We start from the raw sequence: 23,477 nt of genomic DNA, 5'->3' as shown, positions 1-23,477 counted from the left end.
GATACGTCCTACGGGACAGATGATATGAGAACGGTTGAGCGTACCACCGACGAAGGTGACACTTGAGCGTGCAGGAGCACACATGAGTGGGCATGTGGCGGATACCAGTGCTCCCCTCCACCAGCCCGGGAGGAGGCGCAGCGATAGAGATGCGTGATTCGGCTGGTGGAGGGGAGCACTGGCACCGAACGAAGAGCTATTCTGCTGTCGAGAGCGATACGAGTACGAGTTCCCAATCGAAGAATAGGACGGCAGGCATCCTATCTGGCTCATTCTCTCGTAGTCTGTCAATCGGAAATTGACGGGTAAAGATGTTCGAGCTTAATCGAAGCATCTTCAGCGGTAAAGCACCAATTGATGGTCACAGCGGCTTGATTGCGCCGAGTCGTCCATGCTGTGACGTGTTATTGGGCCACTTCCAAAGAGGGCAGCCGTTGCGAGAGGCACTGTCGATCCAACGCCGAGAGTTCAATTTCGGCCATGTTGAGCCAACTCCCATGCTTGGGGGTGTAATGCGCCTCGAAGCGTTGACACAGCCGGCGTGCCTCAGCAACCGGACACAACCTCGTAGAGCATCGCCAGGATATGGATATTAAGATTATCCATCACCAGGGCAATTTTGTCGGCGCCAGGATAGTGCTCATCAGAAAGCTGACAGATGAACTGAGCCCGTTGTTGCTTGGTCCGCTGGGCCGCAACCATTGTGTAGCGCACACCGGTGAGGGGTTCACAAGCCAAAAAACATTGCAGACACCCTCTCGCACGTACTCATAGTCTTCGCGTTTGGGTACCCTGGTTTCATCTCCAAGGAGTGGCGGCTCTCAGAAAGCAGTTGCGTATTGATTTCATCCATACACACTTGCGGTCGTGTCAGATTGTAGGGATGGGTATAGACCGAAAGTACATCTTTTATATGATAGGCAAACTCCGCCTCCACCTGGGTGGGAATGCACCACTGCTGCATCATCCACGGTTTGCGTTCATCGGCCAAGAGCACCTGGCGCACCGTTTCATGGCTAATGGTTTCCACGTAACCCAGTTCGGCCAGGGTCGAGGCAAGCAGTCGCAGCGTCCAGCGCATTGTCCCCTCGGGGGGAGTACTACAGGCCAACTCAATCAGATGGGCTTCCTGATTGCCATCCAGACGACGACAGCGCACACGGCTGGCTTTCGCAGGCGAAATGGCCACCTGGACCGAGGCCGTTGTACAACAGATATGGACACAAGCGACCGTTGCCATGCTAATGTCCAAGGCTTCGGCAATCCTGGCATCGCTCCAGTCTGGCCCATCTTGGCCGGAATCAGCCTTCAAGAGAATAAGTTCACGAGCAGCCGCTTTCCCGCTCTTGATCATCTCAGACAACTTCTGGCGTTGTTGTGGTGTCAGTTTCACGATATACTTTTTCATGGAGTCTTCCTTGAGTTGGTTTTTGTGTAATCTCAAGGATAACCCTTTTTCTTTTTACTTAGCAATCTTGTTTTGACAGACTACTAGTGCTCTGTCAATGTTCTCTTGACGAGTCGCATCTGTTCGCGAAACCGCGCCAAAATTGGACTTGGCATTTGTCTTCACTTATCAATCTTAGCTTGACAGAGCACTAGTGGGCCCATCGTATCGGAGTTGGTGACGCGCATCAAACACATACACAGCAACGCGTACATCTAAGAAGATAGAGAGCAATCACTGATGTCTAGCCAACTGGACTGGCCGTCACGATTGCTCTTCCACTCCATACAAACAGAACCAGCCCAGAAGCGGCTCAGTCAAGGCCTCTTGAGCACCAGATTACAATGGTTCTCTCAGCAGCTGTTTACGTGTTTTTTTCTAAATACGATACATCGTGCGGGAACCAGCTGCAGGAAGACGAATGACTTCTCATATCCCTGGCTGAATCCACCGGTGTACCGTCGTATCATCCACGCTCAGGACGTTCGCGACTTCAGGAACCGTCAGATATTCAGACATGCATTTCCTCTTCTATCCAACAAGATGTCTACGTTCCTTCCACATATGTAGCAGATTTGTTTGCTCAGCTGCTTATTTTGTGGCAATTTTGCATTTAATTGCCACAAAATAAATTTAATGTTATTTAATATCATATTGATGTATTAATTAGTAATTTGGAAAATTAATAAATAAAATGTATAATATTTATATGATGATCTTAAAGCGTATTTTGAATGATTTATTTATATCTGGCGTAGGTTAAGCAATGATCAGCATGCCAGCCACTGTAGAATTGAGGATTTTTCCTTTATAGGGATGTACCAGTGGCGCCAGGTATTACTGGATTGTTTTTTACTTACACCCTCGCCATTGGGTCTTCGGAGGTACACTTGAGAAAAACATTGCGCCAGAAATGGCAACCTCGCCTTGCGCTCATCACTAGCACTACGCTCCTGCTTTTGATTACGCAGAGTATCATGGCGGGAAACTCAATGACGCTGGCAGCGACCCAGAGGCCGCAGGCCGACATGGTCAGCATCCCCGGACATGTGATCCCTTTGGTCCAGCATATGACCCCGATATCACACACCGCCACCAATAATCTGCTCCACCTGGGGATCAGCTTACAGCTGCGCAATCAGGCTGAGCTGGCTGCTTTGCGAGCAGCTCAGGAAAATCCGTCTTCGCCTTACTATCATCACTATCTGACGCCTCAACAGTTTACAGCTCAATTTGGACCTACGCAGAGCACCGTCGATAACGTCGCCAGCTATTTGCGTAGCCAGCATTTGACCGTTACCGGCGTGTCGCCAAACCGGTTAATCATCAACGCCGTTGGCACGGTAGGAGCCGCAGAAAGCGCCTTTCATGTTGTCCTTTATAACTATGCTTATCGCCTCTCTCCTCCGATCTATATCTATGCACCAAATACAGATCCTGTTGTGCCGAACTATCTGGCAGGTGATATCCAGAATATTGCCGGATTGAACAACATCCCACACAATCATTATGCGCACGTACAACATACAGCTCGCGGCACGCAACACCCTGGACAGCCGTACGCAGCCACGAAGTTTGTCACCAAACCGCTGCTCGGGCCTGGTGGTGGCTATACACCACCCGAATTGCGCGGTGCATACAACGTCAATCCTTTGATTAGTGCCGGCAATGATGGCACGGGACAGACCATCGGCGTGTTTGAATTAGACGGCTATCAAGCCTCTGACATAGACTATTACCGCAGCAAGTATGGTCTGGGCACCGGTCACTACACCAATGTGCTGGTCGATGGGGCCACCAGCAACCCAGGAAGCGGCGCAATTGAGGTCACCCTGGATATGGAAGTCATCTCCGCGATCGCCCCCGGCGCTGCCCAGAGGGTCTATATCGGCCCCAACTCCACAACTGGTCTCAATGACACCTACAACCGCATCGTCACCGACAACCTGGTGAAGGTCACGACAACCAGCTGGGGACTATGCGAAGCTTCTTCAGGCACCGCTGAGTTGGCCGCCTTAGATAGTATCTTCACGCAAGGAGCCACTCAAGGACAGGCCTTCTTTGCCGCCTCAGGCGACTCAGGGGCTTATGATTGTAATGGCGGCGGCGGCAGTGGCTCAGCGCTAGGGGTTGATTCGCCCGCCAGTGATCCTAATGTGGTCGGCGTTGGTGGCACCAATCTGCAGCTCGGCAGCGGAAACACCTATGGCAGCGAGTCCGCCTGGGGGAGCACTGGCGGTGGCGGCGGTGGCGGCGGCATCAGTTCATACTTCACACGTCCCAGCTACCAGACGGGCACGAATCTGACCCAGACCAATCGCATGGTGCCTGATGTCTCAGCCGACGCCGATCCCCAGAGCGGCTATTCCGTCTACTGTACAAGCTCTGGCTCGTACTGCTCAGGCTGGCTATCGATTGGCGGAACCAGCGCGGCCGCTCCCCTATGGGCCAGTGTAGCTATTGACATCAACCAATACCTGGCATCAGTGGGCAAGCCGACGCTGGGAAACGCCCATCAGCCATTTTACAGCGTCTACAATAACGGCACGCCCTATAACTCCTTCCATGACGTCACCACGGGCAACAATCTGTATTATCAGGCGGGACCCAACTATGACATGGCCAGCGGTATCGGTACTCCCAACGCCGCACAACTGGCGAGCACCATCGCCGGTGGAACCACACCCACACCTACGCCAACGCCAACCAGGACGCCCACATCTACCCCTACGCCCATACCGACAACGACACCCACACCTACGCCAACGCCAACCAGGACGCCCACATCTACCCCTACGCCCATACCGACAACGACACCCACACCTACGCCAGGAACGCAACTGGTACCAAATGGCGGCTTCGAGAACGGGAGGAGCCCGTGGGTAGAATATTCCAGTGGCGGCTTTGAGATGATCACCAACACACTATCCCATAGCGGGAAATATAGCGCATCTCTCTGCGGCTACAGCAACTGTAATGACTACCTTTACCAGGTCCTGACCATCCCCAGCAACAGCAACAAGATCGTCTTAAGCTACTGGCTGTATAGCCTGACCACCAAGAGCAACACCAACGTCTGCGCCGATAGGCTTACAGTTGCGTTACTGGCCGCCAATGGTAGCCCGATCAATGTTGAAGCCACCCATTGTAATGCAAACTCCCACGGATGGGTAAAGTATACATTTGACGTGACCTCAGCGCTGTCAGGCCATAGCGGTCAGCAGGTTATCCTCTACTTTGGCAGCACAACCACGCGCAGCAACCCGAGCGACTTCCTGGTAGATGATGTGTCAATGCTTGGCAGCGTGAATACCCAACGTGCGTGATGGATAAGCAGATCCCACTCCGATGCGTGAGAAGAGAAGCAAGAAAAACACCATCGATTCATCATCGGAGGGATCTGACTATAAGTCGTTAGGTGGGGACCCAGCGCCTTTTCCTGTGGCCAGATCAGGTTCCTGTGACCTCCCCCCGAATGCAGTGGGGTATCGGCGAGGTCCCATAAGAGTATCTCATGGCTCTTTTCCGTTACCCTCTTCCCGACATACGCAAGATAGCCATTCCTGTGTCATCCGGCTCTCCAGTCCCTGTTTTCGAAAGGACGCGGTGGTTTTTCCGGTATGGATCTCTTCATGACACTCCCGGCACACCACCCATGTTTTGCGCCGTCTTGCTGCCATCTGTTTGACCCAGACTGGTCTTTCTTTCCTCCCTGGTTTCTCTAAACCTGCAAGTTTGCGGAAAGCGAAAAAACTGCTCGAAGTGGTAACAGAAGAGCGTTTACAGATTTAGGAACGAACCGCCTCTACCGTCAATAATGCCCTCATGATGCACCGTGCCCTGATGTTGTATAGGTTTCGCTATCGGCCGCGTTATGAGCAGGAAATGCATTGAAAGGGTGTGGCCACGGCGAGAAATGACTTACTCCAGCCCTTTCTAACGGCCTCCCATAACCCACTTCCTATGGAGCAGGTATTGCTTCTGGCAAAATTGGAGGCCGTACGCTCGTATCTGCGCAAAGGAACAGTTATCTATGCTGACTATGTCGATGACATTGTTGCTCCTCTTCGTCGGGCAATCGAAGCCATGGGACTTACCGCCGAGCTCTATACAGGTGCAGATAAGTCAGGATTTGAACCCCTCCAAGCCATGAAACCAGGAAACGTCCCGATTGCTGGCACCAAGCCGGTGATGTTTTGGAAAAGCCGCTCTGATTTTATCACTCGGCTTCTGGCAGACACGTGCGAACTATGCGGTTCTCAGAGAACTGTCAGGTTCATCACGTGCACAAACTCGTTGATCTGAAGACGCGGTGGACAGGTCGACGAGAGAAACCAGAATGGGTCAAACGGATGATTACCTTGCGTCGAAAGACGCTGGTCGTCTGTATGCCATGTCACCGAGCAATTCACTCGGGAAAGCTTGTTCTCTCACAACGTACCTGTGATGTTCTGGAGAGCCGGATGAGCTGAAAGGCTCAAGTCTGGTTCGGAGGGGGCGTAGTGAAACCTAATGCAGCAATGTATCAAGGCGCACGACGCCTACCCTATACGCATTTAACCATTGGGTTGGCTCTAGCTGCTTGCCGACACGGCAAACGAGTACGATTCTACAAAACTGCTGCTCTGGTCAATGACTTGCAAGTTGCTCAGAAGACATTAATCCTTTCCAACTTCATGGCTCGCTTTACCCGACTTGATTTACTCATCTTGGACGAGCTGGGCTTTATCGCCGTTGACAAAGCTGGAGGCCAGTTCCTCTTTCAGCTTGTCGGCGACCTGTACGAGCAGATTTCTCTCGTTATTACTAGCAATTTGCGCTTTGGTGATTGGAATTCTATTTTTGGTGATCCAACACTCACGATAGCCTTTCTTGATCGGCTGATTCACAAAGGACGGATCGTGGAATTTGTTGGGGAGTCGTATCGCTATCTCCATCGGTTGCAGCAAGCAGAGGCATGGGCCCCCCTCTTTTCTATCTTTAGCCCCTTCCTCCAAGTGGGTAGAGTGATTAACAGTGGGTAGGTTGGAAGAGTAACACTTGGAGGTTTTTTTTGTGTTCCTGGGTAGGATCAAGCCTAACAAAACGGTAGTTTGCACATTCGCGTAAACACTCCATGGAGCGCACGAGCTCTAGCATGCACCCAACAGGGTCCTTCCAGGGAAATGAAAGCATGAAATGAGCGGGACATACCAGCGTATGGTATACTCTAACAAGCAAGCAGCATAACAGATGAGTGATCCATTTTCTATGTGGATGAAAAGGGCACATTACGTGGAAGAGCACAACACTCAGACAATAGACACGACCAAATCCAATGCAGGAAAGCTCAAGGCCTCAGGCGTCACTCATCGCTCTGAACCATCTGCTTCTCGCATACATGAAGGGGGAGCGTGTTCATGGGCATCTTCCCCTCCAGTACCGCCCAGTCAAATTGAAACAGCCCTGCTAAAAATGGCTGAGGGTATCATTATTCTCGACACCCAGGGCAGAGTTCAATGGTTGAATGAGGCTGCGCTGATGCTCCTGGAATTATCATGCAAAGATATTCCATCGGGCACATCCTTTCTGGACCTGTTTCAATCCCTGCGGGCCTCTGATCTCAACTATCATCCTCTCTCACCAGGTCTCAATTATGAGCATCTCATGGAGCTGGCCAGTGCAGGGCCAAACAAGCAGACGATCCTCTGTTTTTTACCCTCTGGTCACACGCTCTGTGTCGATATCGTGTATACACTCTTACAAGAAGAGGAACAGCCAACAAAGATCCTTTGTCAGTTGCACAATCTGACAGATTTTTATCTGCAGCAGATACAGATCTCCCAGAACAATGCAGCACAGCTCTCCTTAATCCATGCGATCTTCCATCTTCACGATCTCCTGGCAGTCTCACCGCCGGAAGAGGAGCTCTCAATTCCCTCCTCTATCCATATCATCGGGCAACACCTGGCTGATCTGATTCGAGATCTGTTGGAGGGCCAGGCCGTCTTTCTTTTCTCGCTGGGATCGCTCGACCAACGGCTCTACTACATAGCGTTCAGCGGCCTGACGGCAGAACAGACTGAACTACGCTGGAAGAATAGTGGGCGCTATAGACTGGCTGATTTCCTGGACCCAGGCGCGATTGAAGACCTGCGTGCGCAGAAGCAGGTTACCATTGACCGCCAGCATATGCATATCCCATTTGCAAAACCGGTCGACTTGCCGTCTTCATACCTCTTCTGGACCCCTCTGTTTCTCAAACAGGAGTTGGTAGGGGCATTTGTACTGGGCCGCGACTATCCCTGCAATACCGAAGAGAGCGAGCTGGTGCGCGCCGTCGCGACCCTGACGACGTTGATGATCGAATACGCACGCTCTTTCGCCCCACTGGATCATGAGAAGAGCAACGAGATGGTCCTGCAAGCCACCAGTCAGATTATCGATGCTTTTTTAGATCTGACCAGCCATGAGCTCAAGACGCCACTCACTACAACCATGGGCAATATCCAGCTCGCGCTGCGGCGCCTGGAGAAGCTGAAAGACCAGATCAACAGGCAAGAAGAGGTCATCAGCAAAGACATCGAACGGGTACAAGATCCTCTGGAAGCGGCCAATGAGAGTGCGCGTACCCAGCAACAAATGATTGAAAACATGATCGATGACGCCCAGATTCAGAAGAAGACGCTGCAGCTCCATAGGCGGCGCGAAGAATTGACAAAACTGATCAAGAAAGCGGTGGCACAGCAACAGAAACATTCTCGTGACCGGCAGTTCCAGCTCACGCTGCCACCACAGGAAGTATGGGTTAGCATTGATCCCAGGCGCATCAACCAGGTCATGCACACCTATCTGTCAAACGCCCACCGCCAATCGCCGGCCAACCAACCCATTGAAGTAGCACTACGCGTTGACACATCGCAAGCCTGTATCAGTGTTCATGATACAGGACCAGGTATAGCGCCAGAAGAGCAAGAGCACATCTGGGAGCGTCTGTATCGCTCCCAGGGAACGGCTCCCCAGCATGAACTTGATCTCAGCATGGGCATACGTTTTTATCTCTGCCGCACACTGATTGAGGCGCATCAGGGTACCGTGGGCGTAGACAGTACGCTCGGCCATGGCACTACCTTCTGGTTCTCCCTGCCACTCGTAGAACAGGCGGGGTAAAACAATGGAGTGAACCCATGTTGCCGGTTCATGCACCCTTTTGATGATGCAAGACGCGCAACCGCAGAAGATCAAAATTTGCTCTCCATACCAGGAAAAGCGGAAACATATCTCCCTCTCATCAGCAAATACATCACTGACAGAACCACGCCTCCTCAAAAGGCAACTATAACTCGTCGTCGCCAGACGTCACAAGGCGTCAGCATAACAGGCCAACCGTCGGATCATGGTAGTTAAACGTCGGAGAGGGCGTATTGGGGACGGATCGGGGGCGTGTTGGGGTCGTGGACACGGTGGCTCAAGGGAACATTCGGGTCCTCGCACACACGCTCTTCCGTACATGTGGCAATGTGCCGCCACATGTGCTACACACAAAGACGCGCGCACGCCCGTACAACAAGCGTACGCGCTTCACCCCAGCATCAACTGCAAGATACGGCTCATCCTCGCACGCAGTTGCGCGGAGGGAACAGAACCGTTGCTCGTCGAGCACTCACACCCGCGTGTACCTCGTTCCATCGCACCGATCGATCCGATTGTTCGCTCTCCTTCAGCGTGCTCATACGATCAAATCCAGGCGCAAAGGCGGCAGTGGCTCAAGCCAGAAGGTTTCCTGCATCATCGCGCGGCTTTTGCTTCCTGGATCAGCCTGGCACGCGTGGCACACCGGCATGCAGAGGCACAATACCACGCGGTATGTCCATCAAATGTCGCTGGTAGCGGTCCCTCTTGTTCCAAGATGACGAGGTGATACGATTGATCATCCACCCGCGCATAGGCCCCCATTGGAGCGATCTCGCCAGCTTTCCACAGTTCTTGTTGACATTCATCACATTTCATACAGACCTGCCTCTCCCTCTCAGGGAAATGCCTAATACCTACCGGTTGTACCAGCACAATACGACACAGCGGGACGAAGAGGATCGCGAGCAACGGAACCTCGGCACTTCTCTCGCGTTGTCATAAGCAGAACAGAGCTTTTCTTTTCCAGAGATGGTGCCCTCTTTCTCCTACCTGTTCCTTTCCAAAGGATACTCCTCCGTCCATCATTCCTGCTGTGATAAAAGTCGCTCCCCTTCCTCGCCACGCTTCCCGCTGAGAAACCGCTGGCCCGCTGCCTCTTCATGTTTTGACAACATGGCACGCAGCCAACCAGTTCTTCCCTCCTCGCTACCCCCCTTCGATGGCGAGAGGTAAAAAAGAGAGCTTGACCCTTTTGATTGTTCATCGCATCACATACGTCTCGGTGCCGCTCGTCGGAGGCGTGTGTAAAGCATAGTGGCTTGGAACGCTTCCACGCAATCGCTCCTCTTCGTAGCCATGCCTGGCACGAGAGATAGAGATGTCATGGGATGTCCCTTGGTTATGGGTATGAGCAGAATAGCCTATGTATTCGTTCATTTCAGCCCATGCCTGCAATTGATGTGACTATGCTCCTTGCGGGGGGATATGGACGTACAGGCATACTGACGAGGCGCGCCTTCTTCGGTATGCGACATATGCCGATTGTATAGTGTAGACCTTGCACGAGAACCATCGTCTTTCTTTCGGCATGTATGGTATGGTGAGGGTGGTTACAAAGAAACCCTGGAGTTCTTCACCAGGATCTCTTTAAGCCGGTGGGTGCTCGCAACTATGGCCTGCTTGGAACATCCAAGCAGGCCATGCCCCTGCCTCGCTCTCAACACGTCGACGCCGATCTCCAGCACATCTCGTCTACCTGCTCCATAGTAGGCAGATAGCAAGCAGGAACGGGCCATCTTGCATTCGCATCCCCCACAATAGCAAACGTTGACCTTCCACCGTGCTGCCACCAGGAGGTGCCCAGGGAACTACTTCCGTTGTAGTAACAGGGCTAAGCGTCTGGTTCCCATTGCTGTCGCATCTTCCATATTTCTCTCTTTGTACAAAATACGAAAGTGTCAGAACTGCTTGCCCCAGATGTGGTATAGCAAAGCAGGAAGCTAAGCACAAAACGAGCGTAAAAACGAGGCACAATAGATCAAGTTCCATTACTCCTCGACAATTCAGAACTTGTCTGTTTCCCTCTTGACTCCGTACCATACTACAGAGTGTATAGTTTCTCTGAAGGAGTTGCAACGATGGAAATCTTCTCAATTGGACAAGTTGCTCGCCGTGCTGGCGTTGGTGTGGAAACCATTCGCTTCTACGAGCGTGAGGGATTGCTGGAGGAGCCTGCGCGCCGCACCTCTGGCTATCGACAATACCCGCAGGATGCCGTGACCCGGATTCGCTTTATTAAACGGGCACAGCAACTTGGGTTCTCTCTCAAAGAGATTGCCGAACTACTCACGTTGCGCGTGGATGGGCAAACGTCCTGTGAGCAGGTGAAAGAGCACGCCGCAGCGAAGCTTGCAGAAGTCGAGCAGAAAATAGTCGAACTCCAACGGATACGACAGGCTCTCCTTCACGTTGCGTCTCTCTGCGCTGGAGAAGGCCCAAAAGGTCGCTGCCCCATGCTTGACGCGCTTGAACATGATACAGAAACGGATGAACCATGAACAACAATGCCCTCCTGGCAACCTTGACCTGCCCCAATCCGACCTGTCAGCATCAGCAACAGGCTCTGATGCCGACAACCTTTTGCCAATTAACCTACACCTGTGAGGTGTGTTCCATGACACATGCTCACAAAAACGGAGACTGCTGCGTGTTCTGCTCCTATGCGGATACGCCCTGCCCCTCTATGCAAGAAGGGGAAACATGCCGTTCTCCAGGTCTTTCCGATCAAGAGACCACTGCTCTGCAAGGATGAGAAAAGGAATGGAAGCTCATGAATCAATCTTCCCTCGATCTGCTGGCTTTACAGTTAGCTACTCACCTCGATTGTACGCAGGACGCTGCCTGCCAGCACATCATGCGAGCCATGGTCGAAACTGGCCAGCCTCTCTCGCTCATGCATCTGGCCGAGCGCTCGCAGATGAGCCAGGAGAAACTGGCAGCGCACCTGGCACGTGTCTCAGATGCTGAGTTTGACGAGCAGGGCGACATCGTCGGATGGGGGATCACGCTCCTGCCTACCCAGCATCAGTTTGTGCTTTCGGAACTCCTCCTCTTTACCTGGTGCGCCTTCGATACGGTTCTGTTTCCTCCTCTACTTCAAGTCGAAGCGCATGTTCAGTCGGAATGTTCGGCGACCAGCCAGCCTATTACGTTTGTCGCTACACCAGAAGGCATTGCGGATCTTCTTCCAGTCACGAGCGTGTTGTCACTGATCCTTCCCACTGAGCGATGTGAGTGCGTGCGCAGCACTTCTGTGAGCAATCCCTGTTTTTCCAGTCGGAGGAGGCTGCCTCGCCTTGGATGGCACTGCACCCCGACGCGGTACTTCTCTCGGTTGAGGAAGCGGCACGTCTTGGATACATGGTCGCCAACCTGTGACCACACGAATCTGCGGCTTCATGCGGCGGTGGGCCAAACCGTTACCACGTCTCGATGTGGGAGAAAGAATGACCTCGCATCAACACATTTTGGAGTGGAAGGAAAAACAGCCTCGCTCCTTATCTGGGATAACGCTTACAGTATCCTCTGCCGGATCGTTGCCTCTGCTACTGTATTAGTTTGGTAGGGGGAGGGGATCTAAATAATATCTTACAGTATCCTCTCCCGAATCGTGCCTGATTAGGGCGTCGATTTTCGAAGTAGGTGGCGAGAGAAGCGTTTTTTTGAAGGGGATCTGTCAGCTCATTTTGTGGGTTTGATAAAAGAAGTTGCTGGATGCCGGGTGTCATTTATTGTATCACCAAAAGGGACCATGACAAGAAAAGCGGACATGCCCGCTTTTCTTGTTGCAATAAAATGAAGCGCACCCGCTGCTGGGAGCGGCGGAGTTGCTTGATCTTTTTATCTATGCTCTCAAAGGTTCTTTGTTAGCTGGCATAGCATGGTAAGGGCATGGAGGTCAAGAGAGCGGCGAAGCATCTCGGCCAGTCGATCGTATTCGTGTTCGCGACTGAACGTGATGGGTGCGAGCGGCCCACGCTGGGAGGAGCGACGCTGAACCAATACGGAGAGAACAGCCTGCCTGAACTGGTCGTTCTCGAAGAGTCCATGAAGCGAACAGCCTGCACACCATCCCTCCTCATCTATCCACCCGTCCTCCTGTCTGGCATCGACGCGAAAGGCTGCATGGCCTGGCGCTCCATTTTGTACAGGGGCGCGGGTCTGTCCGACATGAATCTGGTAGCCCTGAAGCTGGGTCTCCTCGACGTTGGCGAAAAGTCCGTATTTTGCCTGCGGGTCAACAGATGCCTGACTGCGTTGCGTCACTTTCTCGTCAAGTGATCCGAAAACCGTTTCGAGTGGGAGAAGCCCTAATCCAGCTTCCACGCTGCCGGCTTCCGCCTCCACACCGGAGGGATCGCTTACCCGCTCTCCAAGCATCTGGTAGCCGCCGCAAATACCAAGCAGCGCAATGCCTTGTTGGCTACACTGACGGATATGCTGCGCGAGTCCTTGTCGCCAAAGCCAGGCGAGATCAGAGAACGTATTTTTTGTGCCCGGTAAAAGAATGAGGTCGGGATGCGGAGGAAATTCATGCGGATGGGCAACGACATGCAGATGGACACGCGGATCAGCGGCCAGGGCATCGAATTCGTCATAGTTGCTCAAATAGGGGAAGCGCACCAGCACAATGTCCACTGCCGCGCTATTCGACTGCTGCTGCTGTCGCAGCAGTGCCGCTGTTCCTGTCTGCAGTGAAACCGAGTCTTCTTCGGCGATATGCAGGCGTTCGAGAAATGGGAGCGTTCCCAGGACAGGAATGCCGCTTCGAGCAGCCAGCATGCGCTCACCCTCGCGCCAGAGGGAGAAATCACCGCGAAATTTGTTCACGATCAACCCCTTGACTCGCGCGCGTTCTTCGGGCTGAAGGAGCATCAACGTGCCCAATAAGGTGGCGAAAATACCACCTTGATCGATATCGCCAACAAGCAGCACAGGAGCATCGGCGAGCGCCGCCACGCGCATATTGACTAAATCGTACTGAGCCAGGTTGATCTCAACTGGACTTCCAGCCCCTTCGATAATGACGAGATCAACGCTCTGCCGAAGCGTGATCAGCGCGGATTGGACGATCTCGTCAAAGCCTGTACGCTGCTGATAGTAGGCTCGTGCCTCCATGGTTCCCAATGGTCGCCCCATCACAATGACCTGGCTGCGTGCATAGCTCTCCGGCTTGAGCAAAATAGGATTCATCTCAACTGTTGGTTCGATCCCTGCGGCCTCTGCCTGCGTCGCTTGCGCACGTCCAATTTCACCACCACTGCTTGTCACGGCTGCATTGAGGGACATATTTTGCGCCTTGAAGGGGGCAACCCGATATCCCTCCTGCGCAAAGAGGCGACAGAGACCGATCACGAGCGTACTTTTGCCAACGGATGAAGCGGTTCCCTGGATCATCAGGGTACGTGCGAGATTCATAGCACCTCTCCCAACACATGGAGCGTGTATTGCCACACATCGCGTTGAGGTGTGGCAACACGGATATACTGAGGTAGTCCAAATGAGGAGCAGTCCCGCACAAGGATACCTCTGGACAAGAGCCGTTGCCGAACGGCACGCGCATCTCCAACGGCAATCAGACAAAAATGGGTTCGCGATGGTATGATCCGCAGGCCCTGCTCTATCAAAGCCTGGAAGAAGGCGTCGCGCTCCCGGGACAGGGCATGGAGCGTCGTGGTCAAATGGACACGGTCAGCAAGTGCCGCGATACCAGCAGCCTGCGCGTACGCATTCACACTCCATGATGGCAGATGTGCACGCACCCGCTCAAGCACTTCTGCTGGCCCAACGACGTAGCCCAGACGCACACCAGCCAGAGCGCAATCTTTGGTCAGTGACCGCAGCACCAGGAGCGGAAACGGCGACGAGGCATCGACGAATTCAAGCGCCGAGAACGCCTCTTGCGGCACGAGAAAACGCCAGTAGGCCTCGTCAACGACCAGGCACGTGCCGATGCTCTGACAGACCTCGACCAGAGACGAGAGCGATTGTCGATTGAGCCATGTTCCCGTCGGATTATTCGGGTTGCAGAGCCAGAGGAGTGCGGGCCGTTCCTGTATCAGCCAGCTGGTCGCCGCTCCCATATCAAGCTCAAACAGCTCCGATGCGTGTGTGCGGTATTCACACAGCGTTGCACCGGCCGCATAGGAGGCAGCGCTGTACTCTCCGAACGTTGGTCCAAGGAGAGCAGCTTTCTTCCCCGCAGCAAGAAAGGCACGAGCGATCGCCCAGATCAGTTCAGTCGTCCCATTGCCACACAGGAGAGCATCGACTGGAAGAGCCGTGTGGGCCAGTTCATAGGTCTGAATGGTGCGTCGCAGCTCAAGGCAGACACGATCAGGATAGAGCTCGATGGGCACCTGTGCCAGCGCTGGCCGGACGGAGGGCGAAGGACCATACGGATTGCTATTCACGCTCAGATCGTAGACGGCATCGGGCCGTATTCCCAACCGTTCGAGCTCCTCATAGTCAAGCGCCCCATGAACGGGCTGTTCCCTCTTCGCTGTCATCGCCGAAACCTCAAACAGATCTTCACCAGGGCCGCCAGGAGAAACATACTCCCACCAACCCACTGCACCATCCGTTCCGCCTGTCGAATATGAGCGGGCGTAATCCGGGTGGAAGCATCACCTAACCGATAGAAATTGACCTTCTCCAACTGAATCTCGAATGCACCGGCGGCCGCAGCCATTGGATGACCAGCATTGGGACTCTCTGTCTTGCCGGCATCACGACGCCATATGCGATAGGCGCTCCGTCGATTGCCGCCAAAGAGCGGAGCAAGAGCGATAATCAGGAGGGCAGTGAGACGCGAGGGAAGTAGGTTGAGGATATCATCAAGTCGCGCAGCCGCCTTGCCCAGATATTCGTAGTGACCATGATAGCCAATCATCGAATCGAACGTATTGAAGAGGCGATAGGCCGCCGCCCCTGGCAAGCCCCACAAGAGATAATAGAAAACCGGCGCCACCACAGAGTCACTGACGTTTTCCGCTAACGACTCGATAGCCGCCGCCGCCACCAGCTCCTCGGAAAGGTCCGAACGATCCCGGCTGACCAGGTGCAGGAGAGCAAGGCGCGCCGCAGGAAGATCGTGCCGCTCAAGCGCGTGCCGAATAGACCGTCCAGCCAGAACGAGCATGCGCAAGGCGAAAAAGGGTTTGAGGCTCCCGCCTTTGAGCAGTGCAGAGAGAACCTCCCCAGCCAAAGGGTATCCTCGCCGCCGCACCAGCGTTCGCAGTTCCCGACCACCCATCTCAATGAGGTATGCTGGCAGCAAAGCCGCAGGAGCAGCCAGCAGCGGCATACATAGTCCATAGAGGAGTTGCGCGCGAGGTGTCCGCGGGGCTCTGGACTCAAGGGCCCGAATAAGCTTGCCATACCAGACAACGGGATGGATGGCGGGTGAGGGTTCCCCCAGCATATCGACGCCAAAAGCGATAAGGAGAGGGGCCGTCTCCCGCAGCGCAAGGATGCGAACATGCTCACCTGGATGTTGAGTCTTCATCATGGCTTCCACCATGCCAGTGCCTGCGTCAGGCATTGCCGCACACACGCAGCCAGCAAGAAGCCAATGTGTGTCCCAGGGCCAGCGTAAGGGAGCGCGGCTCCCCGTCCCGTGCAAGCAATGACAACAGCATCCGTGACGGTCCCCGTTGCCCGATGACCCTCTTCAGTACGGACATCATGCTCCATCAGCACTGCTGTTTTGGCTTCTGTGACAGTAATGATCGCATTGATGAGCGCCGATGCTTCAAGGTGAGCATCAACGAGCAGAATAATGTTGATGGTACCAGGCGTTGCTAAAGATGAGATCGGCGTACTCAGCCCCGCCGCCTCGGCAACCCGTAGGCCTGCCGTGATGATACAGGCCACCGTCAGATGCTCATGGCGCAGTGTGATCGTTTTCGTGTAATGCAGAGGCACAGCGGTCATCACACCAACAAATGAACCCATAATATTCTTGCTCCGCGCGAAGGCTCGCAGATCCTTGGCTGGATGCGCATTGGCGTAGTGAGGAGGAACATGATAATTGATAATGGTCTCCGCCTGAAACAAACCGCCGCCGACAAGGGCGGAAGAGGCGATCGAGAGGATCGTCCGACACGAGATGCATACAGCCTCTTCCGTGATGTGCATCTCTCCTCCGGGAAAGTCAAGCATGGATAAGCTACCTCTCTCCAATACATTTAGCTCTATTGTAGCATGTCCCTCCCGCAAAAAAGCACGAAAAAGCTCACCGCCATCGACGTCAAAAGCTGCTCGAGTCTCTGATGTGAGTTGGACACCTTCTTGTTGGAGTTGGCAGGCAAGATCCATGCGCCATGCATAAAAGGTTGTGTTGCAAGAAATGGCAAAGGAGAAAACTGGGTGTGATGGTTCCTCACCAACGTTCTTACACTGCCACCCCAAAGAGCTTGGCCACCAAGGCCACTTGGCCTCTCACATCCCTTTTGTCCACTCCTTGCAGTTGCCCTTTCCGTATGATGTTCATGATCTCGAATCCTTGTACGGTTCGCCAGGCCGTCTCAAATGAGAAGAAACCCATACCAGGTTGTGTCCGCCATTTGATAAAACGGTGATCTTGCTCAACCAGATTGTTGAGATACTTGACTTGTCGGAGTTTACAGCTTTCGGAAATACATCCTGCTGCATTGAGTTCCTTGAACGCTTTGGGATAGGCTGCATGTTTGTCCACATTGATCACCCGTGGTGAGCTCGTTTGAGAAGCGGCAAGGGCGTTGAGAAAGAACCCTTTGGCCGCCTCTGCATCTCTGGTCGGACTCAGCCAAAAGTCGAGCATTTTTCCCTCCGAATCAATAGCTCGATACAGGTACATCCATTCTTTTTTGACCTTGACATACGTCTCATCCACCCGCCACGAATCCGTTGTTGCCTTCAAATGGGGATGGCATCGTTTCTCCAGTTCAGGAGCATACTGCTGGACCCAACGGTCAATCGTCGTATGATCGACAGAAAGCCCACGCTCCACCATGATTTCTTCGAGGTCTCGGTAGCTGAGCGAATAGCGCAAATACCACATCATGCGCAAGAGAATCATGTCCGCTTGAAAGTGACGCCATTTGAACGGGTGTTGCTCGGTCATGTCTGATCCTCTTTGGCTCTTTTCGCTCCACTTTAGGAGATCAGCTTCTTCCTTGCAACACAACTCTTTGACTTTCGGATGACTTTTGAGAAGCCCTGAAAGGGCTCATAGAGGTAGGGAGCAGAGGTCTTTTCCCTATCAGGATGGTGTTGCTAAAGCAATACGAGCGTCGAGTATTTGTCTCGACGCTCGTCCTGTTTTGGAAGCTACAATCAGCTTATGCCAGATGCTTACTGCATTTGCTTCTGAGCATTGTAGTATGCTGCTTGCCAATACTGATTATTGTAAATTGCATTGGGTCCCGGTTGGGCCAGTTGGGTGCTATTGACGGTCGTGTTAAAACCACCGAATTCTTGGCGCAGGGTAATCGTATTGACAAAACCTTGCTGGTTGACTTGCTCATTGACATTTTCGCCTGTAGCTGTATTTACCTCTGTGTCTCGATAAATATTCGCCGCAATTTGCGTTGAGACGGCATCTGAATTGGCGATATCGGCAATAACAACGCTTTGATTATTTGGATTCGCTGCGTACATACTACCCATGATCATTGCTGTAAGAAATTTGATGACGGTGGTTCCATTTTGCTGGGCGTAACTCCGAGTGAGCGCTATGGATGTGCCTTGATAAGGTGCAGTGTACCATGAAAGCTTGGCAATATCGCTGAGATTGGGATTAGCCTGAGCTTGCTCGATATAGGGAGCGGCCAGCATGGTTGCGTAAGCAGGTGCGCCTGTAGCGGTCTGTCCGGCTACCATATCCTGGTAACGTATCTTGGACCCCCCCACGGCATTGAGGGTATAATCCTGATTTACATACATTCCATTTTCAGCCATGATCTTTTCAAGCGCAATAACAAAACCACTATCTGGCGCATCGACAAGGATGGCTTTGCCTTCTAGATCATGAATGGTATTGATGCCCAGGCTGGTATTTACGACCAAGTCGAGACTTGCTCCTTGATCGATTCCACCAATAATTTGAATTGATTGGCCGTTGTTTACGTCCTGGTCAACAGCGTTGTCTGCTGTCGAAGATATCATGTTGTATTGACCAGAGAGCAGACTACTGATTTGTTGTGAGGAGCTCGTAACCTGATTATAGCAGACACTAACGCCTTCTTGGACAAAATACCCTCGGTTTACAGCCTCAATATATGAAACACTTTTCCCAAATGCTCCATATTGGATACAGGCCGGGGATTGGGTATTGGTAGCGGCATGGGCGTTAGGAAGCGGCCCAAATCCCACTATTCCTCCTGCAATGAATGCAAGCGTGAAGGCTAGAGCAATAAAACTGAAACGTCTCATTCTGCTGTAGACCATCCTTTTCTTCTTTTGCTTACCTAAAAAATAAGTGACACATAAAAATATTCGTGCCTATTCATTGTCAGTTGTTTCTTTTGCTTTATATAAAATACATAATCTTATAATGAACTAACAGATGAATTTCACTGCTAATATTATAATATATCAATACTATGATAATGCCATATTGAACGTGACTATTTTGCTATCCATGGGTGCTGTCAGAACTCAAACCTCATCTTGGCTGAGAAGCTCCTTTGCTGGTATGCTCACCCTGTCAAGAATATGGGATGAGGAACATCGGCGAATGCGCTGTCCCTCTTGTGCCGCTGCCACCACGAGGAAGCGTTCGGAGCAAACCAAGCTTCGATAGGCGATTTTTTTCTGTCCTCAGTGCCGATCAACGTTTCATGAGCGAACCGGTATCCCTTGTAACTCCCTTGAAGTGCTTCCTGATGTCGTTTGGCTCATGTTCTGTGGCGATTACGCTACAAGTTGAGCTTGCGTGATGGGGCTGAACTGTTTTTGGCGCGTGGCTTCGTGTTTACGCATGAAACGGTTCGAGGGTGGGGAACGCGATTTGCTCCACTTCTTGCAGAGCAGTTGCGAACCAAACGACGTGGGCAAGCAGGACGGTTGTGGTACGTGGATGAAACGTACGTGAAAGTCAAAGGAACATGGTGCTACCTCTATCGGACCATTTATACCGATGGCAATCTGGTTGATTCGCACCTGAGCGAGAAACGGGATATGGAAGCGGCCCAACAGTTTTTCAAGCAGGCTCTCGCCGTTGTTGGCCATACGCCGGAACAGGTGACGACGGACGGCCACGCCTCCCACCCCCGAGCAGTGCGTGAAACGCTGGGTAACCACATGCTCCATCGGACCAACAAATATCTCAATAATCGCTTGGAACAAGATCATCGAGGGGTCAAGCAACGCTATTATCCGATGCACGGTTTGGGAAACTTCGCCTCCGCAGCTCGCTTCTGCTCTGCCCTCGATGAATTACGCAACTATCTGCGCCCTCGTTACACCGTCGGGAAGGCAATGTCACTCATACAACAAAGACAGGTATTTTGTGAAAGACTTGCGGTCCTGCAGCTGCTCATGAGATCGGCCTCATAGCTAGCAAATTATGGTTGAGGAGCTTTAACCGCTTTCTGTGAGTCTCCACGTTCTCAATTCTGACAGAACCCTCTATCGGATGGGCGTTCAGGCTTATTGGCTGGGTAAAGCGATAGCCTCTTCCCGCAGCCGTTGAACGTCGCGCATCGGGGGGGCACCGAAGAGGTTTTTGTACTCACGATTGAAGTGGGAGGCGTCCTGGTAGCCCACACGATAGGCTGCGCTGGCCGCGTCGAGGTCTTCACTCAGCATCAGACGTCGTGCTTCCTGAAGTCGCAACTGCTTCTGGAATTGCAGAGGGCTCAACGTTGTGACGGCTTTGAAGTGGTGGTGGAACGCTGAGACGCTCATACCCAGTTCGTGCGCGAGCGTCTCAATACGCAGTGGCTGGTCGAAGTTTTGACGGAGCAGCGCAACTGCTCTGCTAATATGGGTGGTATGGCCCTCCTGGATCGCCAGGTGCCGGAGCCTGCTCCCCTGTTCTTCCTTGAGAAGCCGATACAGATTTCCCGTGTGATCAGTGGCTGAAGAACTGGCGCTTCGTCAGGAGTATCCAGGAGCCTGACAAGCCGAACGATGGCATCCAGCAGATGGACATCCAATGGGTTGACGTCAATGGCCCTCGTATGGGCCGTGCCGGGAGGCAAGGTGTAACTCGCCTCAAGCATCACTGCACTGACAAGGGCGGGGTTCAGTTTCAGGCGAAGACCGAGGTAAGGCCGCTCCTTCGAGGCTTCCAGAACCTGAGAGACATTGGGCATCTCGACGGTGAGAAGCAGGTAATGCATGGGGTTGTACTGGTAGCGGCTCTCACCAAAAAGCACTTCTTTGTTTCCCTGAGCAGTGACACACAAGGATGGCTCAAGGACACTGTGATGCGACTTGAAAGGGGCTGAGGAGCGGGACAGATGCACCCCTTGGAGCAGCTTCTAGTCCCATCGAAACTGATAGCCTGCCCAATTCGCTCGCTCAGTTCTTCGCGATTGGCTGCAAGCCTCTTCGCTTCGCGTTCTGCTGGCTTATGGATCATGACACTCTTTGAAAGCGTTCAGGAGCACCTGCAAGAAAATCGACAACGTGCTCGTATTGGAGAGCGCGGGGCTCGCTACGTGTTGCAGGAATTGCTTGTCTGCGGATGTTGCGGCTATGCTTATTATGGCAAGCCAATTAGCCCAAGCGCGCGGAAAGGGCATCCGCGCAGCTATGCCTATTACCCGTTGTATTGGCTCGGACGCATAGCGGCACAACACAGCAGCGAGCAGGCCCCATCACCATGTACGGCCTGCTCGCCTTGCCTCCCACTCACTTATTGTTCACAGCTTCATCTCACGTATTGATCAAACAATTACACATTCATGGGAACTTCGATTAGAAGGGAGTGATGCCATACCCATACGGGAATAAGGCACCTGTGCAACCATTATTCTGATTGCAGGGTTCCTGCATTACCGTGTTTGGCCAGGTGTAGGTCAATTTGCCCTGAAAACCATAATCGCCAAACAGCACATCGGTGATCCCTTCTCCTTCCGTTGAACCGATCCACCCGGCAACGAATGCGGAAGATTGATTCAACTGGGTGTTAATGATCATCGGACGCCCGGAGAATAAGAAAACGATACACTTCGTTACCCGGCTGCAAACGTCCGAGACTTCAGCCGTGTCAGTGCTGCTGAGTGCCAGAGTACTGGTATCACCATTGCCTTCGGCATACGGCGTTTCCCCAACAGCAACGATCCCGACGTCCCCTCTATAATTTCCCTTCGTGCGGGTACCGACGAAGTTGAGTTTCACTGAGGATGACAGTCCCGCTTGCTGAATAGCCTGCCAGAGCGTTGTTCCAACGGTGGTGGTTCCACTTCCTCCCTGCCAGGAGATCGACCAACCGCCCAACTGATAGCCCAGATTATCCGCGTGATCGCCTCCCACAACCAGGGTATAGCTCCCGGTCTTCGATAGGGGCAACACACTGTTGTTCTTCAACAATACCAGCGACTCCCGTTCTGCCTGCCGCGCGACTGCGCGATGCGCTGCCGATCCCACATTGGGAGTATAGCTGCGATCCGTGTAAGGTTGCGTAAACAGGCCTGCCGCGAACTTCGCGGTCAAGATGCGCGTGACCGCATCATCGATGCGGGACATCGGAATGTTCCCCGCCTTGATCTCGGTATCGAGGGTGCTGATGAAGGTTTTGTACTTGTCCGGGACCATCACCATATCGATACCAGCGTTTATCGCGGTACGGACGTCATAGTTGTAGTCCGAAGAGATCTGGTCGATGGCTTGCCAGTCCGAGACGACAAAGCCCTGGAACCCTAAATTGGGTGTGCCGTAGCTGTCTGTTCCCGTGCCTTTCAGTTTGGTCGTGATCAGATACTGATTAGCATGATCTTTGAGTCCATTCCAGCTACTGTACGAGATCATCACCGAACCGACTTTGTTCGAAACTGCTGACTGATAGGGCGGAAGATCAATAGCATCCAACTGCTGCTCAGAAATTTGATCATCACCCTCGTTGAGGTAAGGCGATCCAGTGCCCCAGGTGGTGTGGCCATCGCCGATAAAGTGTTTGGCCGTCGCCAGGATGTTGGTTGGTCCCAATGCGCCATTCGACCCCTGGAACCCCACGATGGCAGCCGAGCCGTCGGTCGCATTATCAGATGGAACCTCGCTATAGCCCTCGTAGGTGCGTCCCCAGCGAATGTCCTGCGGTGTACACACACATGGAGCAAATGTCCACCGTACGCCTGTCCCCAGGACCTCGTCACGGGTCACCTGCTCTACCTGGGTGATCAGGGTAGGATCATGCATTGCTCCCAATCCGATATTATGTGGAAAGAGCGTTGCGCCATACACGTTGTTGTGCCCATGGACTGCGTCGGCGCCGTAGATGATCGGAATGCCTAAACGGGTCTGCAGCGCGTAGCTCTGGAAATTGTCCACCATATCCGCCCACTGTGTGGCGGTGCCACCCGCGCCATTCGGGCCACCACCGCCGCCACTCAATACCGACCCGATAAAATAGGTCGTAATATCCGTGATCGAGTTGCCAGCCATGGTGAAAGCGTTTTTCTCTACCTGGGTCATCTGCCCCTCTTTTTCAGGCAAGGTCATCTTCGAGAGACAGTCACTGGGCGAAATGCACCCGGAAGCAAAAGGGGTAAGACGCGAGAGGGTTCGAGCGTTTACAGCGTAGGCGGGCACTATCAATTGCCAGATCAGCAGTATCACCATCACAGAGAGCGTTGCCGTGGCAACGTGTCTCAGGCGGTAACTCCCGAGCAACTTCAGCGCGAAGGGTGTACGCGTAAGCATAAAC

At 53.0% G+C, this 23,477-nt stretch carries 19 protein-coding genes and 2 pseudogenes; 8 read left to right on the top strand and 13 right to left on the bottom strand.

Annotated features, from left to right (window positions below; genetic code table 11):
* Positions 1–546 precede the first annotated feature (546 nt).
* Together AABA21_RS13435 and AABA21_RS13430 are read right to left on the bottom strand one after the other, a co-directional pair.
* Complete coding sequence (locus AABA21_RS13435; RefSeq protein ID WP_338250755.1) at positions 547–738, bottom strand: hypothetical protein; 192 nt, start codon at positions 736–738, stop codon at positions 547–549.
* Positions 728–1,408 carry a helix-turn-helix domain-containing protein gene (locus AABA21_RS13430; protein ID WP_338250753.1) on the bottom strand — a complete coding sequence of 227 codons (681 nt, stop codon included), beginning with the start codon at positions 1,406–1,408 and terminating at the stop codon, positions 728–730. Before AABA21_RS13430 ends, AABA21_RS13435 begins: the two co-directional genes overlap by 11 nt.
* A gap of 1,016 nt (positions 1,409–2,424) precedes the next feature.
* On the opposite strand from AABA21_RS13430, the gene AABA21_RS13425 reads away from it, so the two are divergent.
* On the top strand, positions 2,425–4,773 hold the full coding sequence (locus AABA21_RS13425; RefSeq protein ID WP_338250751.1) for a protease pro-enzyme activation domain-containing protein: 2,349 nt from the start codon (positions 2,425–2,427) through the stop codon (positions 4,771–4,773).
* Positions 4,774–4,959: 186 nt separating this feature from the next.
* On the opposite strand, the gene AABA21_RS13420 is transcribed toward AABA21_RS13425, so the two are convergent.
* Positions 4,960–5,235, bottom strand: coding sequence for an HNH endonuclease (locus AABA21_RS13420; protein ID WP_338251031.1), 276 nt, complete (start codon positions 5,233–5,235; stop codon positions 4,960–4,962).
* Positions 5,236–5,697: 462 nt separating this feature from the next.
* Here AABA21_RS13420 and AABA21_RS39400 point away from each other — a divergent pair, with 462 nt between their 5' ends.
* The 3 genes from AABA21_RS39400 (at position 5,698) to AABA21_RS13410 (ending at position 8,596) form a co-directional block, all read left to right on the top strand.
* Positions 5,698–5,919: an HNH endonuclease gene (locus AABA21_RS39400; protein ID WP_420917114.1), complete on the top strand. Its 222-nt coding sequence runs from the start codon at positions 5,698–5,700 to the stop codon at positions 5,917–5,919.
* Positions 5,920–5,949: 30 nt separating this feature from the next.
* Positions 5,950–6,471 carry an ATP-binding protein gene (locus AABA21_RS13415; RefSeq protein ID WP_338250749.1) on the top strand — a complete coding sequence of 174 codons (522 nt, stop codon included), beginning with the start codon at positions 5,950–5,952 and terminating at the stop codon, positions 6,469–6,471.
* 430 nt (positions 6,472–6,901) lie between these two features.
* A complete protein-coding gene (locus AABA21_RS13410; RefSeq protein ID WP_338250747.1) occupies positions 6,902–8,596 on the top strand; it encodes a sensor histidine kinase in 1,695 nt (564 codons plus the stop codon).
* Between the two features lie 618 nt (positions 8,597–9,214).
* Here the strand turns inward: AABA21_RS13410 and AABA21_RS13405 are convergent.
* Both AABA21_RS13405 and AABA21_RS13400 read right to left on the bottom strand, forming a co-directional pair.
* A complete protein-coding gene (locus AABA21_RS13405; protein ID WP_338250745.1) occupies positions 9,215–9,436 on the bottom strand; it encodes a hypothetical protein in 222 nt (73 codons plus the stop codon).
* Positions 9,437–10,170: 734 nt separating this feature from the next.
* Positions 10,171–10,356 carry a hypothetical protein gene (locus AABA21_RS13400; protein WP_338250744.1) on the bottom strand — a complete coding sequence of 62 codons (186 nt, stop codon included), beginning with the start codon at positions 10,354–10,356 and terminating at the stop codon, positions 10,171–10,173.
* 342 nt (positions 10,357–10,698) lie between these two features.
* On the opposite strand from AABA21_RS13400, the gene AABA21_RS13395 reads away from it, so the two are divergent.
* Genes AABA21_RS13395 through merB form a run of 3 tightly spaced genes read left to right on the top strand, consistent with a single transcriptional unit; the run spans position 10,699 to position 12,185 of the window.
* Positions 10,699–11,118, top strand: a complete 420-nt coding sequence (locus AABA21_RS13395; protein ID WP_338250742.1) for a MerR family transcriptional regulator — start codon at positions 10,699–10,701, stop codon at positions 11,116–11,118.
* Positions 11,115–11,372, top strand: coding sequence for a GDCCVxC domain-containing (seleno)protein (locus tag AABA21_RS39395; protein ID WP_420917113.1), 258 nt, complete (start codon positions 11,115–11,117; stop codon positions 11,370–11,372). The genes AABA21_RS13395 and AABA21_RS39395 overlap by 4 nt, the downstream gene beginning before the upstream one ends.
* An 18-nt stretch (positions 11,373–11,390) precedes the next feature.
* Complete coding sequence (gene merB, locus AABA21_RS13390) at positions 11,391–12,185, top strand: organomercurial lyase (protein WP_338250740.1); 795 nt, start codon at positions 11,391–11,393, stop codon at positions 12,183–12,185.
* Positions 12,186–12,472: 287 nt separating this feature from the next.
* Here merB and AABA21_RS13385 read toward each other — a convergent pair whose 3' ends face one another.
* From AABA21_RS13385 to AABA21_RS13360, 6 genes are all read right to left on the bottom strand, one after another.
* Positions 12,473–14,038: a cobyric acid synthase gene (locus AABA21_RS13385; RefSeq protein ID WP_338250738.1), complete on the bottom strand. Its 1,566-nt coding sequence runs from the start codon at positions 14,036–14,038 to the stop codon at positions 12,473–12,475.
* Positions 14,035–15,129, bottom strand: a complete 1,095-nt coding sequence (locus tag AABA21_RS13380) for a pyridoxal phosphate-dependent aminotransferase (RefSeq protein WP_338250736.1) — start codon at positions 15,127–15,129, stop codon at positions 14,035–14,037. The genes AABA21_RS13385 and AABA21_RS13380 overlap by 4 nt, the downstream gene beginning before the upstream one ends.
* Complete coding sequence (gene cbiB / locus AABA21_RS13375) at positions 15,126–16,130, bottom strand: adenosylcobinamide-phosphate synthase CbiB (protein WP_338250734.1); 1,005 nt, start codon at positions 16,128–16,130, stop codon at positions 15,126–15,128. Before cbiB ends, AABA21_RS13380 begins: the two co-directional genes overlap by 4 nt.
* Complete coding sequence (locus AABA21_RS13370; protein ID WP_338250732.1) at positions 16,127–16,783, bottom strand: adenosylcobinamide amidohydrolase; 657 nt, start codon at positions 16,781–16,783, stop codon at positions 16,127–16,129. Before AABA21_RS13370 ends, cbiB begins: the two co-directional genes overlap by 4 nt.
* Positions 16,784–17,015: 232 nt before the next feature.
* Positions 17,016–17,726 carry an IS6 family transposase gene (locus AABA21_RS13365; RefSeq protein WP_338250731.1) on the bottom strand — a complete coding sequence of 237 codons (711 nt, stop codon included), beginning with the start codon at positions 17,724–17,726 and terminating at the stop codon, positions 17,016–17,018.
* A gap of 230 nt (positions 17,727–17,956) precedes the next feature.
* Positions 17,957–19,051 carry an ABC transporter substrate-binding protein gene (locus tag AABA21_RS13360; protein ID WP_338250728.1) on the bottom strand — a complete coding sequence of 365 codons (1,095 nt, stop codon included), beginning with the start codon at positions 19,049–19,051 and terminating at the stop codon, positions 17,957–17,959.
* 289 nt (positions 19,052–19,340) lie between these two features.
* On the opposite strand from AABA21_RS13360, the pseudogene AABA21_RS13355 reads away from it, so the two are divergent.
* Positions 19,341–20,161, top strand: a pseudogene (locus AABA21_RS13355) (IS6 family transposase).
* Between the two features lie 93 nt (positions 20,162–20,254).
* Here AABA21_RS13355 and AABA21_RS39390 read toward each other — a convergent pair.
* Positions 20,255–21,191 (bottom strand): annotated as a pseudogene (locus AABA21_RS39390) (AraC family transcriptional regulator).
* Between the two features lie 338 nt (positions 21,192–21,529).
* Entirely contained in the window at positions 21,530–23,473 is a 1,944-nt protein-coding gene (locus tag AABA21_RS13340) for a glycoside hydrolase family 3 protein (RefSeq protein WP_338250722.1), read from the bottom strand.
* Positions 23,474–23,477 lie beyond the last annotated feature (4 nt).

The organism is Dictyobacter halimunensis (genome assembly GCF_036245075.1).
This window is presented reverse-complemented; position numbering and strand designations above follow the sequence as displayed.